The organism is Leisingera sp. M527 (assembly GCF_025141525.1).
Classification (GTDB): Bacteria; Pseudomonadota; Alphaproteobacteria; order Rhodobacterales; family Rhodobacteraceae; genus Leisingera.
Genome location: NZ_CP081037.1, coordinates 742,308 through 759,834, shown reverse-complemented (window position 1 = coordinate 759,834; position 17,527 = coordinate 742,308). Strand labels below are relative to the sequence as shown.

Annotated in this window: 15 protein-coding genes; 8 read left to right on the top strand and 7 right to left on the bottom strand. The window is 61.9% G+C overall.

The annotated features are described in order from the left end of the window. Positions 1-5: 5 nt before the first annotated feature. The 7 genes from K3555_RS03875 (at position 6) to K3555_RS03845 (ending at position 6,957) form a co-directional block, all read left to right on the top strand. Positions 6-1,001 carry a BMP family protein gene (locus tag K3555_RS03875; RefSeq protein ID WP_259990258.1) on the top strand — a complete coding sequence of 332 codons (996 nt, stop codon included), beginning with the start codon at positions 6-8 and terminating at the stop codon, positions 999-1,001. Positions 1,002-1,018: 17 nt separating this feature from the next. Continuing rightward, positions 1,019-1,372 (top strand): nuclear transport factor 2 family protein, encoded by a 354-nt coding sequence (locus tag K3555_RS03870; protein ID WP_259990256.1) that lies wholly within the window; start codon positions 1,019-1,021, stop codon positions 1,370-1,372. Then, positions 1,369-2,898 carry an ABC transporter ATP-binding protein gene (locus K3555_RS03865; RefSeq protein WP_260007448.1) on the top strand — a complete coding sequence of 510 codons (1,530 nt, stop codon included), beginning with the start codon at positions 1,369-1,371 and terminating at the stop codon, positions 2,896-2,898. Before K3555_RS03870 ends, K3555_RS03865 begins: the two co-directional genes overlap by 4 nt. Beyond that, positions 2,899-3,993 (top strand): ABC transporter permease, encoded by a 1,095-nt coding sequence (locus tag K3555_RS03860; RefSeq protein ID WP_259990252.1) that lies wholly within the window; start codon positions 2,899-2,901, stop codon positions 3,991-3,993. Then, entirely contained in the window at positions 3,993-4,958 is a 966-nt protein-coding gene (locus tag K3555_RS03855; protein WP_129369911.1) for an ABC transporter permease, read from the top strand. The genes K3555_RS03860 and K3555_RS03855 overlap by 1 nt, the downstream gene beginning before the upstream one ends. A gap of 287 nt (positions 4,959-5,245) precedes the next feature. After that, on the top strand, positions 5,246-6,169 hold the full coding sequence (locus K3555_RS03850; protein WP_259994646.1) for a sulfite exporter TauE/SafE family protein: 924 nt from the start codon (positions 5,246-5,248) through the stop codon (positions 6,167-6,169). A 2-nt stretch (positions 6,170-6,171) separates the two neighbouring features. Further along, a complete protein-coding gene (locus K3555_RS03845; protein ID WP_259990248.1) occupies positions 6,172-6,957 on the top strand; it encodes a TIGR02186 family protein in 786 nt (261 codons plus the stop codon). 177 nt (positions 6,958-7,134) lie between these two features. On the opposite strand, the gene K3555_RS03840 is transcribed toward K3555_RS03845, so the two are convergent. The 7 genes from K3555_RS03840 to K3555_RS03810 form a co-directional block, all read right to left on the bottom strand. Continuing rightward, positions 7,135-7,872, bottom strand: coding sequence for an SDR family oxidoreductase (locus K3555_RS03840; protein ID WP_260007447.1), 738 nt, complete (start codon positions 7,870-7,872; stop codon positions 7,135-7,137). Continuing rightward, complete coding sequence (locus tag K3555_RS03835) at positions 7,869-9,407, bottom strand: ATP-dependent RecD-like DNA helicase (RefSeq protein WP_259994649.1); 1,539 nt, start codon at positions 9,405-9,407, stop codon at positions 7,869-7,871. Before K3555_RS03835 ends, K3555_RS03840 begins: the two co-directional genes overlap by 4 nt. A 63-nt stretch (positions 9,408-9,470) precedes the next feature. Then, positions 9,471-10,112 (bottom strand): acyl-homoserine-lactone synthase, encoded by a 642-nt coding sequence (locus tag K3555_RS03830; RefSeq protein ID WP_259994650.1) that lies wholly within the window; start codon positions 10,110-10,112, stop codon positions 9,471-9,473. A gap of 93 nt (positions 10,113-10,205) precedes the next feature. After that, positions 10,206-10,925 (bottom strand): LuxR family transcriptional regulator, encoded by a 720-nt coding sequence (locus K3555_RS03825; RefSeq protein ID WP_259990241.1) that lies wholly within the window; start codon positions 10,923-10,925, stop codon positions 10,206-10,208. A 354-nt stretch (positions 10,926-11,279) separates the two neighbouring features. Beyond that, positions 11,280-12,566, bottom strand: coding sequence for a crotonyl-CoA carboxylase/reductase (ccrA, locus tag K3555_RS03820; protein WP_027256384.1), 1,287 nt, complete (start codon positions 12,564-12,566; stop codon positions 11,280-11,282). Between the two features lie 112 nt (positions 12,567-12,678). Then, on the bottom strand, positions 12,679-14,109 hold the full coding sequence (locus tag K3555_RS03815) for a 1-acyl-sn-glycerol-3-phosphate acyltransferase (RefSeq protein ID WP_260007446.1): 1,431 nt from the start codon (positions 14,107-14,109) through the stop codon (positions 12,679-12,681). Between the two features lie 81 nt (positions 14,110-14,190). Then, a complete protein-coding gene (locus tag K3555_RS03810; protein ID WP_260007445.1) occupies positions 14,191-15,279 on the bottom strand; it encodes an acyltransferase in 1,089 nt (362 codons plus the stop codon). A 205-nt stretch (positions 15,280-15,484) separates the two neighbouring features. On the opposite strand from K3555_RS03810, the gene K3555_RS03805 reads away from it, so the two are divergent. Next, complete coding sequence (locus K3555_RS03805) at positions 15,485-17,452, top strand: protein meaA (RefSeq protein ID WP_260007444.1); 1,968 nt, start codon at positions 15,485-15,487, stop codon at positions 17,450-17,452. Positions 17,453-17,527 lie beyond the last annotated feature (75 nt).

Here is a 17,527-nt window from a genome sequence, read left to right as displayed (position 1 = left end):
ACCTGATGACCCTGATGAAATCGCTGATGGGCGCAGCCGCGTCGCTGGCCCTGACCGCAGGCGCCGCGCTGGCCGAGCCTGCGCTGATCTTCGACCTGGGCGGAAAGTTCGACAAAAGCTTTAACGAGGCGGCCCATGGCGGCGCCCAGCGCTGGGCCGATGAGACCGGCGGAAACTACCGCGAGATCGAGCTGCAGTCCGAAGCCCAGCGCGAGCAGGCGCTGCGCCGCTTTGCCGAGGCCGGCGCCAACCCGATTGTGATGGTCGGCTTTGCCTTTGCCGATGCCCTGGGCCAGGTGGCTGCGGATTATCCCGACACCAAATTCACCATCATCGACATGGTGGTCGAAGGCGACAACGTGCGCTCGGTTGTTTTCAACGAGCACGAAGGTTCCTATCTGGTTGGCATGATGGCGGCGATGGCGTCGAAATCGAACACTGTCGGCTTTATCGGCGGCATGGACATTCCGCTGATCCGCAAATTCGCCTGCGGCTATGCCGAAGGGGTCAAGGCGGCCAATCCGGACGCCAACGTGATCTCCAACATGACGGGTACCACCCCGGCGGCCTGGAACGACCCGGTGAAGGGATCCGAGCTGACCAAGGCACAGATCAGCCAGGGTGCTGACGTGGTCTATGCCGCGGCAGGCGGCACTGGCGTCGGCGTGCTGCAGACCGCAGCTGACGAAGGTATCCTGTCGATCGGCGTGGACAGCAACCAGAACCACCTGCATCCGGGCAAAGTGCTGACCTCGATGACCAAAAAGGTCGGCAACGCCGTGTTTGAGGCCTTCACCGACGGCACGGACATGGAAACCGGCTTCTCTGTCATGGGCCTGGCCAACGGCGGTGTCGGCTATGCCATGGACGAGCACAACGCCTCCCTGGTCTCTGCCGAGATGCAGTCCGCCGTGGATGAAGCTGCCGCCAAGATCGCCTCGGGCGAGATCAAGGTGCACGATTACATGTCGGATGACAGCTGCCCCGCGCTGAGCTTCTAAAGAGAAAGCCCCAGGCCATGACGGATTCACTTCACACTCTGTTTGCGGCCTGGGGCGACCCAACGCCTGAAGGCCGCGCTGCAAAAACGGACGCGGCCATCGGGCCTCGTTTTTACTACTCCGATCCCAACTCTCCTGCCCCAATCGAAGGCCGTGATGCCTATCTGGAATATGTCGCGCAGTTCAGCGCGATGATGCCCGGTGGCGCGGCCAAGGTGGTTGCCGTCTCGGAACACCATGGCCACGTGCGTGCCACGGTGGATTTCGAAAAGGACGGCCAGCGCATGGTGCGCGGCCAGTATTTTGCTGATCTTGAAGACGGCAAGGTGGTGCGGCTGATCGGATTTACAGGCATGGGAGAGCCCGATTGACCGCCCCCGCCATTGAACTCAAAGGCATTTCCAAGGCTTTTGGCCCGGTCCAGGCGAACAAGGACATCTCGATCAGCGTCGCCCCCGGCACCATTCACGGGATCATCGGGGAAAACGGTGCGGGAAAATCAACGCTGATGTCGATCCTCTATGGATTCTACAAGGCCGACAAAGGCGAGGTCTGGATCAAGGGGCAACGCACCGCGATCCCCGACAGCCAGGCGGCGATTGCTGCCGGCATCGGCATGGTGTTCCAGCATTTCAAACTGGTGGAGAACTTCACCGTGCTGGAAAACATCGTGCTGGGCGCCGAGGACAGCGGCATGCTGATGCCCTCGCTGCGCCGCGCCCGCAAGGAGCTGAAGGCGCTGGAGGCGGAATACGAGCTGTTTGTGGACCCAGATGCCCGCATTGACGAGATCGGCGTCGGCATGCAGCAGCGGGTTGAGATACTCAAGGCACTGTACCGCAAGGCCGAGATCCTGATCCTGGACGAGCCGACCGGCGTGCTGACGCCCTCCGAGGCCGACCAGCTGTTCCGAATCCTCGACCGGCTGCGCGCCGAAGGCAAAACCATCATCCTGATCACTCACAAGCTGCGCGAGATCATGGAGTATACCGACACCGTTTCGGTGATGCGGCGCGGCCAGATGACCGCCACCGTCAAAACGGCGGAGACCAGCCCCGAACATCTGGCGGAGCTGATGGTCGGCCGCAAGGTGCTGCTGAGGGTGGACAAGGTGCCTGCCCGGCCTGGCGCCCCGATCCTGGAGATTGAAAACCTGCGGGTGGTGGATGAGGCCGGCGTTGAACGCGTCAAGGGGATTAACCTGACCGTGCGCGCAGGCGAGATTGTCGGCATTGCAGGCGTGGCCGGCAATGGCCAGTCGGAACTGCTGGAGGTTCTGGGCGGCATGCGCGCGGGCAACGGCAGCATCAAACTGCATGGCAGCCCCTTGCCTCTTCAAGGCCAGGGCGCGGATGCCCGTGCGCGGCGGGACGCCCATATCGGTCATGTGCCGGAGGACCGCCAGCGCGAGGGCCTCATCATGGACTTCCACGCCTGGGAGAACGTGGCCTTTGGCTATCACCGCGATCCGGCTTACAGGAACGGTTTGCTGATGGATAACGCCGCCCTGCGGGCGGATACCGAAGCCAAGATGGAGAAGTTCGACGTGCGCCCGCCGGATCCCTGGCTGGCCGCCAAAAGCTTTTCCGGCGGCAACCAGCAGAAAATCGTCGTCGCGCGTGAGATTGAGCGCAACCCCGAGCTGTTGCTGATCGGCCAGCCGACCCGCGGCGTCGATATCGGCGCCATCGAATTCATTCACAAACAGATCGTCGAGCTGCGCGATCAAGGCAAGGCGATCCTGCTGGTCTCGGTTGAGCTGGAGGAAATCCTGTCGCTGGCGGACCGGGTTGCGGTGATGTTCGACGGCGTGATCATGGGGGAACGCCCCGCCGATCAGACCGACGAGAAAGAGCTGGGCCTGCTGATGGCCGGTGTCGCGGGGGAGGCCGCGTAAATGGAAAAGATGCCGAAATGGGCCGATGTGGTCCTGATCCCGCTGATCAGTCTTTTGCTGGCCGCGATCCTGTCAGCCCTGGTGATCCTCGGGATCGGCGAAGACCCGGTCGCCGCGGTCAAGCTGATGGTTGATGGCGCCCTAGGCTCGACCTATGGCTGGGGCTACACACTGTATTACGCCACAAATTTCATGTTCACAGGCCTTGCCGTGGCGGTTGCTGCCCATGCGGGCCTGTTCAACATCGGCGGCGAGGGCCAGGCGATGCTGGGCGGGCTTGGCGTGGCGCTGGTCTGCCTGCTGATCCCCTGGCCGCATTGGTCGCTGGCGCTGGTTTTTGCCGCCTTGGGCGCCGGGATTTTCGGCGCCGCATGGGCCGCAATCCCTGCCTACCTGCAGGCCAAACGCGGCAGCCATATCGTGATCACCACCATCATGTTCAACTTCATCGCCGCGGCGGTGCTGAACTATGTGCTGGTCAACGTGCTGCGCCCCCAAGGCTCGATGGACCCGGCCACCGCGCGGTTTCCCGAAGCTGTGCATCTGCCCTCATTACATGAGCTGCTGGCCCCGGTCGGCATCAGCTTTTCCAAATCGGCACCGGCCAATGTCAGCCTGCTGGTTGCTGTCGGCGCCTGCCTGTTTATCTGGCTGCTGATCTGGCGCACTCCGCTGGGCTATGAAATCCGCTCCCTTGGCAAATCGGAACCCGGTGCGCGTTATGCCGGCATCTCCTCGGTCCGGACTGTCATGATCGCGATGCTGATCTCCGGCGCGATGGCCGGCATGATGGCGGTCAACAACGTGATGGGCGAGGCAGAACGGCTGGTGCTGAACGCCACCGAAGGCGCCGGTTTCATCGGCATTGCGGTGGCACTGATGGGCCGCAACCATCCGTTCGGCGTATTCCTGGCGGCGATCCTGTTCGGGTTCCTGTACCAGGGCGGCGCCGAGCTGGCGCTCTGGACCTCAATCCCGCGCGAGCTGATTGTGGTGATCCAGGCCTTGGTGATCCTGTTCACCGGCGCGCTGGACAACATGGTGCGGATGCCGCTTGAAAAGATCTTTCTGGCGGTGCGGAAGGGGCGGAGCTGATGGATTTCCTGACGATCATCCAACTGCTGGACTCCACTGTCCGTCTGGCGACGCCGCTGCTGCTGGCCTGTCTCGCGGGCCTCTTTTCCGAACGCGCGGGCATCTTTGACATCGGCCTGGAAGGCAAGATGCTGATGGCAGCCTTCTTTTCCGCCGCTGTCGCTGCCGTCACCGGTAATGTCTGGCTGGGGCTGCTCGCCGGTATCGGATCTTCGCTGGTGCTGGCGGGCCTGCATGGGGTGGCGTCGATCACCTTCCGCGGCAATCAGCTGATTTCCGGCGTGGCGATCAACTTTCTCGCGGCAGGCATGACCGTGCTGATCGCGCAGGACTGGTTCCAGCAAGGCGGCCGCACACCTTCGCTGATCAGCGGCGGCCGGTTTGGCCCGGTCTCCTTGCCGTTTGCCGACAGCCTGTCCGGCGTGCCGGGACTGGGGCCGGTTTATTCCGAGCTGCTGTCTGGCCATTCGATCCTGGTCTACATCGCCTTTCTGGCGGTGCCTGCCACTTGGTGGGTGCTGTTCCGCACCCGCTTTGGCCTGCGCTTGCGTGCGGTGGGGGAAAACCCGGCGGCGGTGGATACTGCCGGCGTCTCGGTTGTCGGCCTGCGTTACGCGGCAGTGATGATCTGCGGTCTGTTGTGCGGCATTGCCGGTGCTTATCTGGCCACCGCGTTGCAGGCAGGCTTTGTCAAGGACATGACAGCGGGCCGCGGGTTCATCGCGCTGGCGGCGCTGATCTTTGCCAAGTGGCGGCCCTGGCACGCAATGGGCGCCTGCCTGCTCTTCGGCCTTTTGCAGGCTGTCGCGCTGCGGTTCCAGAACATCGAACTGGGCGGCATCACCATTCCGGTGCAGGCGATGGACGCACTGCCTTACGTGCTGACGGTGGTGATTCTTGCAGGTTTTGTCGGCAAGGCAATCCCGCCCCGCGCTGGCGGCGAGCCTTACGTCAAAGAGCGTTAAGCCCAGCGTCTGCCCTGCTGAAACACCCGGCCCCGCGCCGGGTGTTTCCCTTTCTGCCCATCAGAGGCGTCACAGCAGCCCCCTGTTGCAGCGCACGCAGTGCGGTGCCCGGCCCAAGGCCACCAAGGGGATTGGCGCAGCCATCCCCTGCGGGCGCGGGAGCGTCCCGCCTGCCCACGTGCCGCAAACCCAGCGATAAGTCCAGTTTGATGCGTCAAATCAGTCCTGCACGCTGCAGAGCGGCATAGATCATTGATTTCTGAACGAACTGCGGTTTAACAAGGACCATGCAGATATACCTTCCCATAGCTGAGGTCTCGGTCAATGCCTTCCTTCTCCTGGGCCTCGGGGGAATGGTCGGGGTTCTCTCGGGCATGTTCGGAGTCGGCGGCGGCTTTCTGATGACGCCGCTGTTGTTTTTCATCGGCATCCCGCCGGCCGTGGCGGTGGCTACGGAAGCGAACCAGATTGTCGCCTCGTCCTTTTCCGGCGTGCTGGCGCATTTTCGAAGGCGCACGGTCGATATCAAGATGGGACTTGTGCTGCAGGCCGGCGGCCTGATGGGCGCGGCGCTTGGGGTGGTGGTGTTCAACTACCTCAAGGCGCTTGGCCAGGTCGATCTGCTGGTCAAGCTTTGTTATGTCGTCTTCCTGGGTGTGGTCGGCGGGTTGATGTTCATCGAAAGCCTGAACGCCATCCGCAAATCCAAGAAAGCGGGCGGCGCGGCCCCTGCAGCACGGCGCCAGCGCAGCTGGGTGCATGCCCTGCCGTTCAAGATGCGGTTCCGCACCTCGGGCCTGTACATTTCAGTGATCCCGCCGGTGCTGGTCGGCATTTGCGTCGGTATTCTGGCCGCCATCATGGGTGTCGGCGGCGGTTTCATCATGGTGCCTGCGATGATCTACATCCTTGGCATGCCGACCAAAGTGGTTGTCGGCACCTCGCTGTTCCAGATCATCACGGTCACCGCTTTCACTACCATGCTGCATGCCACCACCAACTATACGGTGGACATCGTTCTGGCAGTGCTGCTGCTGGTCGGCGGCGTGATCGGCGCCCAGATCGGCACCCGCATCGGTGTCTATCTCAAGGCCGAACAGCTGCGGATCCTGCTGGCGCTGATGGTGATCATCGTCTGCGCCAAGCTGGGGCTTGAGCTGCTGCTGCAACCGGCTGAGCTGTACTCGCTCGGCGCTGCGGGAGGCCACTGATCATGCGCAAGCTGCTTATGTCCGCCCTCACAGCTGCCGCCCTGGCACTGCTGCCGCAGTCAGCGGCCCAGGCCGCCAAGGAAGAAGTTGTTCTGGGCCTCAGCCAGGACCGGGTGGCGATCACCGCCACTTTCGATGGTTCGGAGATTCTGATCTTCGGCGCGGTGAAACGCGAAACCCCGATCCCGTCGGAGGATCCGCTGGAAGTGATCGTCACAGTGTCCGGCCCTGCCCCGGCGGTGATGGTGCGCCGCAAGGAAAAGAAGCTGGGCATCTGGGTCAATGTGGACAGCGTGCTGGTCGACTCGGCCCCGGCGTTTTATGCGGTGGCCACCAGCGCACCGTTTGACCAGGTTCTGACGGATACCGAAGATCTGCGTTTCCGGGTGTCCATCGAACGGGCTATCCGTTCGGTCGGTGCGGCGATGCACATCCGCGGCGCCCAATCCTTTGCTGACGCGGTGGTGCGTATCCGCGAGGACAACGGGCTCTACTCGCTGCGGGAAAACACTGTCGCAGTGGATGAGCAGACCCTGTTCCGCACCGCTATCGAGATGCCGGCGGACCTGACTGAGGGCGACTACCAGACCCGCATCTTTCTGACCCGCGGCGGCGAGGTTGTCTCCAGTTACGAGACCACAATCGATGTGCGCAAAGTGGGGCTGGAACGGTTCCTGTTTTCGATGTCCCGCGAGCAGCCGTTTCTCTATGGCCTGATGGCACTGGCCATTGCAATTGCCTCCGGCTGGGGTGCCTCAGCCGCTTTCAGCCTGCTTCGGAACCGGTAAAAGGGGCGCTGCCCCTCTTGGCCTTGCGGCCAATTCACCCCGGAGTATTTGGGAAAGATGAAACCCCTGTTTCTCCTTTGCGAAAATACTCCCGCCGGAGGCGCGCTGCGCGCCAGCGCAGCGCCACGCCCAACGGGAGCGGTGCATATCTAATGCGCCGGTGACGGGCGGGAGAGTTCAGCCGCGGCCGATATAGGGCATCTTGGTCGCCATCACCGTCATGAACTGAACATTTGCCTCCAGCGGCAGATTCGCCATATGCAGCACTGACTTTGCGGCATCCTTCACCGCAAATGTATGCATCGGTTCTGCACCAGGGTTGGCGTCGGCATGACGCTGGCTCAGGTCTTCGACCATCGGGGTCCGGGTGTTGCCGATGTCGATCTGTCCGCAGGCAATATCAAAAGGGCGCCCATCCAGCGACAGGCTTTTGGTGAGGCCGGTGATCGCTGCCTTGGTGGCCGCATAAGGGGCCGAATGGGGCCGCGGCACATGGGCGGCGATTGAGCCGTTGTTGATGATCCGGCCGCCCTGCGGCGATTGCTGCCGCATCTGGCGGAAGGCCGCACGGGCCGTCAGGTACATGCCGGTGAGGTTCACATTGACGGAGGCAAACCAATCTTCCAACGGGATTTCATCAATGGTGCCGGACGGGGTGAAAATGCCTGCGTTGTTGAACAGAACATCCAGCCGCCCCGCCGCCATGGCAAAGCTGTTCACCGCCTGATCCACAGCCGCCGGGTCAGTGACATCGGCAGGCAGCACATGGGCGCCTGAGTGGCCCTGCGCCACCTCCTGCAGCTTGTCCGCCCGCCGTGCAATCAGACCAGCCTGCCAGCCTTCGGCGAGGAACAATTCTGCCACGGCGCGGCCGATGCCTGAGCTGGCGCCGGTGATCAGGATGGATTTGCTCATGCCGGGGTATTCTCCTGCGTTTCCAGCGTCAGCGCGGCGGCTGGCACCGCCTTCAGGTCATCCACCTGCAATGGGCCCGACGGTTTGGCCAATCGGTTGCGCACCACCCAGATCAGCCGCTCCTGCGCCCGGGTGATCGCCACATAGGCGAGGCGCTTCCACAGCGGCTGGCCTGCTTCGACCCGGCCCATGCGGGCGGCGGCATAGATATCCGGAGCAAACACCTGAGTGGTGTCCCATTGCGAGCCTTGCGCCTTGTGTATGGTCACCGCCGCCCCATGCAGGAAAGTGGCGCCCATGCGGGCGGCGTAGGGAATGAACGGCTCTTCCTCATCCGGCATTTCGATTTTCACGATAGAGGCCGCAGAGACCTGCGGATCCTCGGCCCCCATCACATGCAAGCGGGAGAATCCGGGTTTACGGCCGGCGCCGAGAAAGATCACCTGGGCGCCCTTGATCAGCCCGCGTGCCTCCAGGTCCAAGCGTTTCTTGCGGTGTTTCATCGGCAGTTCGATACCGTCGCAGATCAATGGCTCTCCGGCGATCAGCGCATCCTCCGGAGCGCCGTGGACATTCCGGAAGGCATTGATCAGCCGGATTCTTGTATTGTTGCGCCAAACCAGCACCGGTGAGCGCGCCATCAGGTCAACCTCAACCCGCTGGCCCCAAACCACACGGTCGTCGCGCTGGGCGGTGTCTTCGATCATCCGCTCAAAATCCTCGAACCGCAGCTCCGGGTCGGCCAATGCGTGGGCAAGATCCAGGATCGGATTGCCAGCCTCTTGCCGGTGGATGCGGTTCAGGATCAGGCGCTGCGGCTCCGGCAGGGTATCAAACACCATTGAGCCTGACTGATTGACCGGGGCCAGCTGCGCCGGGTCGCCAAACAGCACCAGATTGGGGAAAATCTCCTTCAGGTCCTCGAACTGGCGGTCGTCCAGCATCGAGGCTTCGTCAACAAAGCCGATGTCCAGCGGCTCCTCACGCCGTTTCCAGCCGGTGATGAAGTCCGAACCGCGCAGGCCCGCGGCGGCCAGGGCGCCGGGGATTGATTTATTTTTCTCAAAGAACGCAGCCGCGCGGGCCAGGGCTTCCTCGGTCAGCCCTTCAATCTCGGGCTTGTCCCCCTGCCCCGCCAGCCATTCGGCGATGCGTTCGTATTCCGGGTCATAGACCGGTGTGTAAAGAATGCGGTGAATTGTGGTGGCCGGCACGCCGCGCAGGCGCAGCACGCTGGCAGCCTTGTTGGTTGGCGCCAGAATCGCCAGGGTGCGGCGGTCGTCGCTCTTCTTGCGGCTTTCATAGTCGCCCGAGACAACCTCGACCCCGGCCTGCTCCAGCGCCTTGTACAATTCGGCCAGCAGCAGCGTCTTGCCCGATCCTGCCTTGCCGATCACTGCCATCACCCCGGCGTCGCCGCGGGGCGGGTGCAGCAACCCGTCATCAAGATCCACCCCTGCCTTGCGCAGGAGCTCGGTCACGCTGTCAAAAGCGGTGGCCTGGTCGTCGGAGAACTGTACGGGCAGAGCTGTCATTGCGCGACCCTACAGCCGCGGGACCGGGTCCGCCAGAGGATCCGGCCCCGGATTTCGACTCAATCAGCCGGTGAGAGCCATGGGCACTGCCGCACCGGCACTGCCAAAGGACCGATCGAACCAGAGCTGCGACAGATCGGGGGCAATCCCGGCCTTGGAGGCAACGTTCAGATAGACCTCAGGCGTGTATTCCCACAAGCCGAGGCAGATCCGTTCACGGCCTTCGCCCTGGGTGCCGATGATGTCCGGGCTGAAGCCGAGGCTGCGGTAGATCCGCACCATGCGCCGGTCAAAGACCCCGGCGAAATGCGCGACGGAAAAATTGCGCATGATCTCAACCCCGCCCAGGGTCAGCGCCCCCGCCACATTGCCGCCCGCGTCGCGGGACAGGCAGAAACGGGTGCATTCCCAGATCAGCGGGCTGCAGATCGGCACCCCGCCGGCCAGGTCAAGAAAGACGTCATTGACCATCACCGGGCCAGTGGTCGGAAGAAACCGCATCGAGCCGCCATGGCTGCCATCCGGCATTTCCCAGATCACATAGAGCGGATCCAGCTGGTCGTAGCGGTCGCGCTCCTCACCCTTGCAGTCCACCTGCACCTCCCAGCCCAGCCGGGCCTGGAATTGATCCGCACGGTCGCGGAACATAGAGTGTGCAAGGTCTGCATGGTTGTGAAGATCATGGCCGTAGATATAGCGAAGCATTGATTAGTCCCCTTCTGGTAGATCAGTAGGGACAGATTACGCCTGCATAATGCAATTTCAGAGTGTATTTACAATGGCCGTCACACTCTGACGTTAAACTACAATAAAACCGAGTGTCATGGCCCGGGCAATGGCGTGCGTCGTATTGATTGCGCCAAGCTTGAACCGGGCACTTTCAATATAGACACGCAGCGTGTGCTCAGAGATTGACAGGGTTTTTGCCACCTGTGCACGGCTGTAACCGATGGCCAGCAATGTCAGTGCGTCCACTTCACGCGGCGACAGCGGCTGAGCCTGCTCCGGGCTGCGGCTCGGCTCGAACTCAAGCGCCTTCCGGTTGAAATAATGTGCCATCAGGATCATATCGCGGCTGCAGCGTTCCGTGAGCTTTTCCCAGGTCTCGTCGTCGCAATTATGGCTGACGGTAAACACCGCAAATTGCCCGTTCGGCCCGCGGATCGGAATGGAGTAGCCCTGATTGCCGACCCCATGCTCCAGCGCGTCTTTCAGGAATTCGCGAGCCGGTTTCGGCGACCAGTCCAGCCGCTTCCAGTCAACCGGGTGGAACCGCTGATAGCAGCCGGCCACCACCGGATCGACCCGCACATAAGCCATTTCCTGGTAGCGCTCGACCCAAGCCTGCGGATAGGTGCCGAAATGGTAGTGGTCACCGGCGCTGTCGACCCAATGATACATGGCATGATCAACCCCGAACACGCCGCGCACCTGGTCAATTATCGATTGCAGCCCGTCAAGGGTCTTGGTGGCGTCAAGCGCCTCCAGAATGCGGTCCAACTCTGCCTTATGTGCCATTGCCGTATACCAGTTCAGTCCAGAGCCTGCCCGATCCGGCTATTCACAACCAGCAAGGCTGTCTCGGGGTTCGTTGCAGACAACTGTTGTTCTTTTGCAGTGCGGGGCTTTGTGCGGTCAATGACAACCTCAAGGGTTTGGGCAGTTTACTGCTGCCAGGCATCCGATTGCGCGGGAATTGCGCCGGGAGCGCAACACCAACAACTTAATTACGCGGCCTCCGAACCGCGCCTCCCCAGAAATAGGGAGAGCGCAGCGGTTAACTTCCTGAAAAAGATAAAATTACAAAAAAACCCGCGAAGCACAGATGTGATTCGCGGGGAGATTTCAGTCCATCTTGGACGCGCCGGCAAATCAGCCTTTGGCGTCGAGCACATCCTGAAGGGTGCGCAGGCCGGTCTTTGGCGCCTGAACCAGTACCGACATGTTGCCGGGCAGATGCTCGTTCCGCCGCATCTTCATATGCGCCTCCGGCAGATCGTTCCAGGTAAAGACTTCGGACATGCAGGGATCCAGGCGGCGCTCGACCATCAGTTTGTTTGCAGACGCGGCCTGCTTGAGATGGGCAAAATGCGAGCCCTGCAAACGTTTCTGATGCATCCACATGTAGCGCACGTCAAAGGTCAGGTTATAGCCGGTGGTGCCCGCGCAGATCACAACCATGCCGCCCTTTTTGCAGACGAAAGTAGAGACTGGAAAAGTGCTCTCGCCGGGATGTTCGAACACCATGTCGACGTTTACGCCTTTGCCGGTGATGTCCCAGATCGCTTTGCCGAATTTACGCGCTTCCTTGAACCAGGCAGCGTATTCAGGGGTATTCACGGTGGGCATTTGCCCCCAGCAGTTGAAGTCCTTGCGGTTCAGAACGCCTTTGGCGCCCAGGCCCATGACAAAGTCGCGCTTGCTTTCATCCGAGATTACACCGATGGCGTTGGCGCCGGCAGTGTTGATCAGCTGGATCGCATAGGACCCCAGGCCGCCCGAAGCGCCCCAGACCAGAACGTTCTGGCCCGGCTTCAGGTCATGCGGCTCGTGGCCGAACAGCATCCGGTAGGCGGTGGCCAGCGTCAGCGTGTAGCAGGCGCTTTCTTCCCAGGTCAGATGCTTGGGGCGCGGCATCAGCTGCTGGGCCTGCACGTTGGTGAACTGAGCGAACGAACCATCCGGGGTCTCATAGCCCCAGATCCGCTGGCTGGTCGAGAACATCGGATCGCCGCCGTTGCATTCCTCGTCGTCGCCGTCGTCCTGGTTGCAGTGGATCACCACCTCGTCGCCGACTTTCCAGCGGGTGACTTTGGAACCAACGGCCCAAACGATGCCGGCAGCATCGGAGCCGGCAATGTGATAAGGCGCCTTGTGGCCGTCAAAGGGCGAGATCGGCGTGCCGAGGGAGGCCCAGACGCCATTGTAGTTGACGCCCGCCGCCATCACCAGAACCAGCACTTCGTTGCTGTCCAGCTCGGGCACGTCGACCACTTCCTGCTCCATCGCAGTGTTCGGCTCGCCGTGGCGCTCCTTGCGGATCGCCCATGCGTACATCTTTTTGGGCACATATCCCATCGGGGGCATTTCGCCCATCTCATAGAGATCTTTCTCGGGCGCCTCGTACGACATGACGTCAGTCTGGGTATCCAATGCCATGATGGCCTCCTTTGCATCCTGTCAATTGCCGCGGTGCAGAATCGCAGCGGTTACCTGAGGGATAGGATTGAGAAGGTAATATTGCAACCTCTTTTGGCAAGTATGGGTAATTTTATGACCCTGCAGATGCAGCATTGTCCTTAGCGGGTGCAGAAAAACCATCGCCGTCATCCGCGTTCGAGCCGTTTCGAGGCAACAGGTGGCGGATGGAATTGGCATAGAAGGCCAGCAGATCTCGCCGCGCCGCAACCGGGCTGAACCGCCCGTTGTCCTCTGTGACAAGACCGCGCCGCACCAGCTGCCGCAGCCCTGCGTCCGCGGCATAGCCCAGGTTTTCCCGCGGCATGTGGATATGGGCCAGCGGCATCGCCGCAATCAGATCCGCCAGCTGATGCTCAACGGCGGCACGGCTGAGGGGGCCGTGCTGCTGCAGAATGGCGGCAATCAGCGGCACCGGCAGAACCGGAACAATGGCGCTGATCCGTGCCATCAGCTCACGACCCAGCGGCTTGGTCATGTCCCCTTGCCGCCCGGCACCAAACGCGGCCAGGCTGAGGGGGCGGCCAAAGTTCACTCCGGCATAGCCCGAACGGTGGTAACGCCCGGTCATCCACAGCCACAACAGCCGCAGCAGCCGCAGCGCCACCAGGCCGATCCGGGCCCGGAACCTGCGGTCGCCATCCTTGGCAGCAGAGGTCAGGATCCTGTCTTCCAGCACCCGGTCGTAATTCAACGCCACCGGCACAAAGACCACATCGCGCCCCTCCGGGTCATAGCCTTCGGCAATATACTTCAGCAGGCCCAGCTTGGGCGCAGCAATGGCACCATCCAGGCTAAGGCCCCCTTCGGGGAACATCGCCTGGGTGGATCCGCCGCGGGTTGCCAGCCGCACATAGGAGGCCAGCACCTTGCGGTAGAGATCATTGCGCGAACGGCGGCGGATGAAATAGGCGCCCATAGCCCGGATCAGGCGTGACAGCGGCCAGACCCGCGCCCATTCCCCCACCGCATAAGACAGCGCCGTGCGATCCGCCGCCAGATAAGTGACCAGCACATAGTCCATGTTCGAACGGTGGTTCATCACAAAGACCACCGTTGCATTCGGGTCGATGGCGCGCAGCGCCGCCTCGTCCTGATGGCCCAGCCGCACCCTGTAGACCGCATTGGACAACAGCCGCGCCGCGCGGATGGCGAGGCCGAAATAGGCAAAAGCGGAAAATCCGGGCACGATCTCGCGGGCATAGCGGCGCACCTGTTCAAACGCCACGTTTTCGGGGATGCCTTCTGCGGCCGCGTGATCCGCCGCCGCCTGGGCCACCTGCGGATCATGGATCAGCCGCTGGATCATGTCGTGGCGCCGGGCCAGCTTGAACGGCTCAATCGGGCGTTCAAGCCGCTGGTTCAGCCGCGCCACGGCACGCTCCAGACGCCGCCGGAAAAACCAGCGCACCGAGGGAAACAGAAAATGCGAGGCAAAAGTCACCGCGGCGAAGCCCACGATCAGCATGAATAACCACAGCGGAATTTCCACGGTTTGCGTCATATCAGGACAGTTGCGCAGGCCGCAGGGCGTTACAAGGGAAATTGAGGGCGCGCGCCGGACCTGGCGCAATGCTATCGCGCATTACTCCTGTTGCAGGCCGTCCGGCAGATCTGCCGGTCTGGGCTCCCGGAACCACGCGCCCAATCGCCTGGCAAGAGATTGCGAGGGCTTCTCGACCCAGGTGAAGACACCCCAGGAAAGCAGCACTATCCCGCCCAGCACCCCCGCAGCGCTGGCAAAATACACCGCGCCGGGCAGGCCCGGGGGTAACAGGGACAACAGCGTGATACCGATATTGTTGTGCAGCAGATAAACCGAATAACTGACCAGCCCGATCCAGGACAAGGGGCGCCATCCCAGCAGCCGCGCCGCAGGCAGGCGCCAGGCGCAGGCGGCAACGATCAGGTAGATCAGCGTCAGAATTGCGGCCTCTCCTGCGTTCTGCGCCATGCCCAGCGCCACCGCAAAACTTGCCCCCAGCAGCGCAAGCGTACGGGTGCAGGCGCCATGGCTGTATACCCGGGCAAAAAGGACGCCGGCCGCAAATAAATGCGCGTAGCCCACGAGCAGCAGCATGTTCAGCTGTGAAGGCACAAGGTCCGGAAGAACGACTTCTGCCGCTAACAAGGCAGATTGCCCGGCCAAAAGCACCAGGGCTGCACGTTCGGCAAACCGGCGGGGCCCGAAGACTGCAAACAAAACCGCCGCCCAGAGGTAAAACAGCACTTCACAGGTCAATGTCCAGTACACCCCGTCAATGTAGCCGTCGAAGCCGAAATTGAACCGCCAAAAGGCCGGGGGGACAAAGCTTAGCGATGCCGCAAAGCCGCTGAATCCGGTCTGCACAAAGTTGCTGTATGCGCTGTCGATGAGGTGCATGGCCATAAACGTGATGACCGCGCAGACCGCCAGAGGCGGCCACAGCCGCAGCAGGCGCTTGAGCAGAAACACGTGCAAGCCGCTTCCGGACCTGAGCGAGACCGAAATGACAAAACCGGAAATGACAAAGAACAGGTGAACACCAAGGTAGCCGTATCCCGCCACGGGCAGAAGACTGTCTCCGTAGGGGTAGAATTCTGGAAACCGCTGAAAGTAGTGGAACAGAACGACAGACAGCAAGGCAATGGCGCGCAACCCGTCAAATTCGCTCAGCCTGCTGGTTTCAGCCATAACACCCTCAATGAAAATTAAATATAAATACCGCGGACCCTATGCGGGAGGCGGCTTTGCCGCAATCTACCTTTTGGGGAAATTGGGAAAAGTGGTACCGCTAAGGGCAATGCCGCAACGCAGCGAATTGACACGGGTCGAAAATTGCAGTTTACATCTACGTGACGAAATAAAATTACCATCACACTGACTCGCGAGGCCCGACATGCCGCAGATGCAAAAAGACCGCCCCTGGCTGATCCGCACCTATGCCGGCCACTCCACGGCATCGGCGTCCAACGCGCTGTACCGCGCCAACCTGGCCAAGGGACAGACCGGCCTGTCGGTGGCCTTCGACCTGCCGACACAGACCGGGTATGACAGCGACCACGTGCTGGCGCGCGGCGAAGTGGGCAAGGTCGGGGTGCCGGTCGGTCATCTGGGCGACATGCGGGCGCTGTTCGATCAGATCCCGCTGGAGCAGATGAATACCTCAATGACCATCAATGCGACGGCGCCCTGGCTGCTGTCGCTTTACATCGCGGTGGCCGAGGAACAGGGCGCGGATGTCGCCAAACTGCAAGGCACGGTGCAGAACGATCTGATCAAGGAATACCTGAGCCGCGGCACCTATGTCTGCCCGCCCAAGCCAAGCCTGAAAATGATCGCCGATGTGGCCGAATACTGCTATACCAACGTGCCCAAGTGGAACCCGATGAACGTGTGTTCCTATCACCTGCAGGAGGCCGGTGCGACGCCGGAGCAGGAGCTGGCCTTTGCGCTGGCGACCGCCCAGGCGGTGCTGGACGAACTGAAACCGCGCATCGCGCCGGAGGACTTCCCGGCGATGGTCGGGCGGATTTCCTTCTTTGTGAATGCGGGCATCCGCTTTGTCACCGAGATGTGCAAGATGCGCGCCTTTGTCGATCTGTGGGATGAGATTTGCCGCGACCGCTACGGCGTGGGCGATCCGAAATTCCGCCGCTTCCGTTACGGCGTGCAGGTCAACTCGCTGGGTCTGACCGAACAGCAGCCGGAAAACAACGTCTACCGTATCCTGATCGAGATGCTGGCGGTGACCCTGTCGAAAAAGGCCCGCGCCCGCGCGGTGCAGCTGCCCGCCTGGAACGAGGCGCTTGGCCTGCCCCGCCCCTGGGACCAGCAGTGGTCGATGCGGATGCAGCAGATTCTGGCCTATGAGACCGACCTGCTGGAATACGGCGACCTGTTCGATGGCAACCCGGCGGTGGATGCCAAGGTCGAAGAGCTGAAGGACGGCGCCCGGGCCGAGCTGGCCAACCTGGAATCGATGGGCGGCGCCGTGGCCTCCATTGAGTACATGAAGGGCCGCCTGGTCGATTCCAACGCCGAGCGTCTGAACCGGATTGAGAAGAACGAGACCGTTGTGGTCGGCGTCAACAAATGGACCGAGGGCGAACCCTCGCCGCTGCAGACCGAGGACGGCGGCATCATGGTTGTGGACCCGGCGGTGGAGCAGGAACAGATCAACCGCCTGAACGCCTGGCGCGCTGAACGCGACACTGCGGCGGTCGAAGCTGCACTAGCCGCCCTGCGGGCTGCGGCGCAAAGCGGCGCCAATATTATGAAGCCGTCCATCGCCGCCGCCAAGGCTGGCGTCACCACCGGCGAATGGGCCGAGGAGATGCGCAAGGTCCACGGCACCTACCGCGGCCCGACCGGCGTGTCGGCGTCCGTTTCCAACAAGACCGAAGGACTGGATGACCTGCGCGATGCGGTGAATGCAGTCAGCGACGTCCTGGGCCGCCGCATCAAATTCGTGGTCGGCAAGCCGGGGCTGGACGGCCATTCCAACGGCGCCGAGCAAATCGCCTTCCGCGCCCGCGATTGCGGTATGGACATCACCTATGACGGCATCCGCATGACCCCGGCAGAGCTGGTCGAAGCCGCGCAAAAAGACGACGCCCATGTGGTTGGCCTGTCGATCCTGTCGGGCAGCCACCTGCCGCTGGTCGAGGAAATGATGAGCCGGATGCAGGAGGCCGGTCTTGGCCATATCCCGGTGATTGTCGGCGGGATTATCCCCGATGACGATGCGGAACGGCTGAAATCCATGGGCGTGGCGCGCGTTTACACCCCCAAAGATTTTGAGCTCAATTCAATTATGAGCGACATTGTGAACTTGGCAAAGCCACCGGAAATTGCAGTGAATTGACCGTTCTTGGGCAATTTTCCGCGAATTTCCAAAAAGATGCTGAAACGCGTCTGGCATTTGCGCCATAAAGAGTGA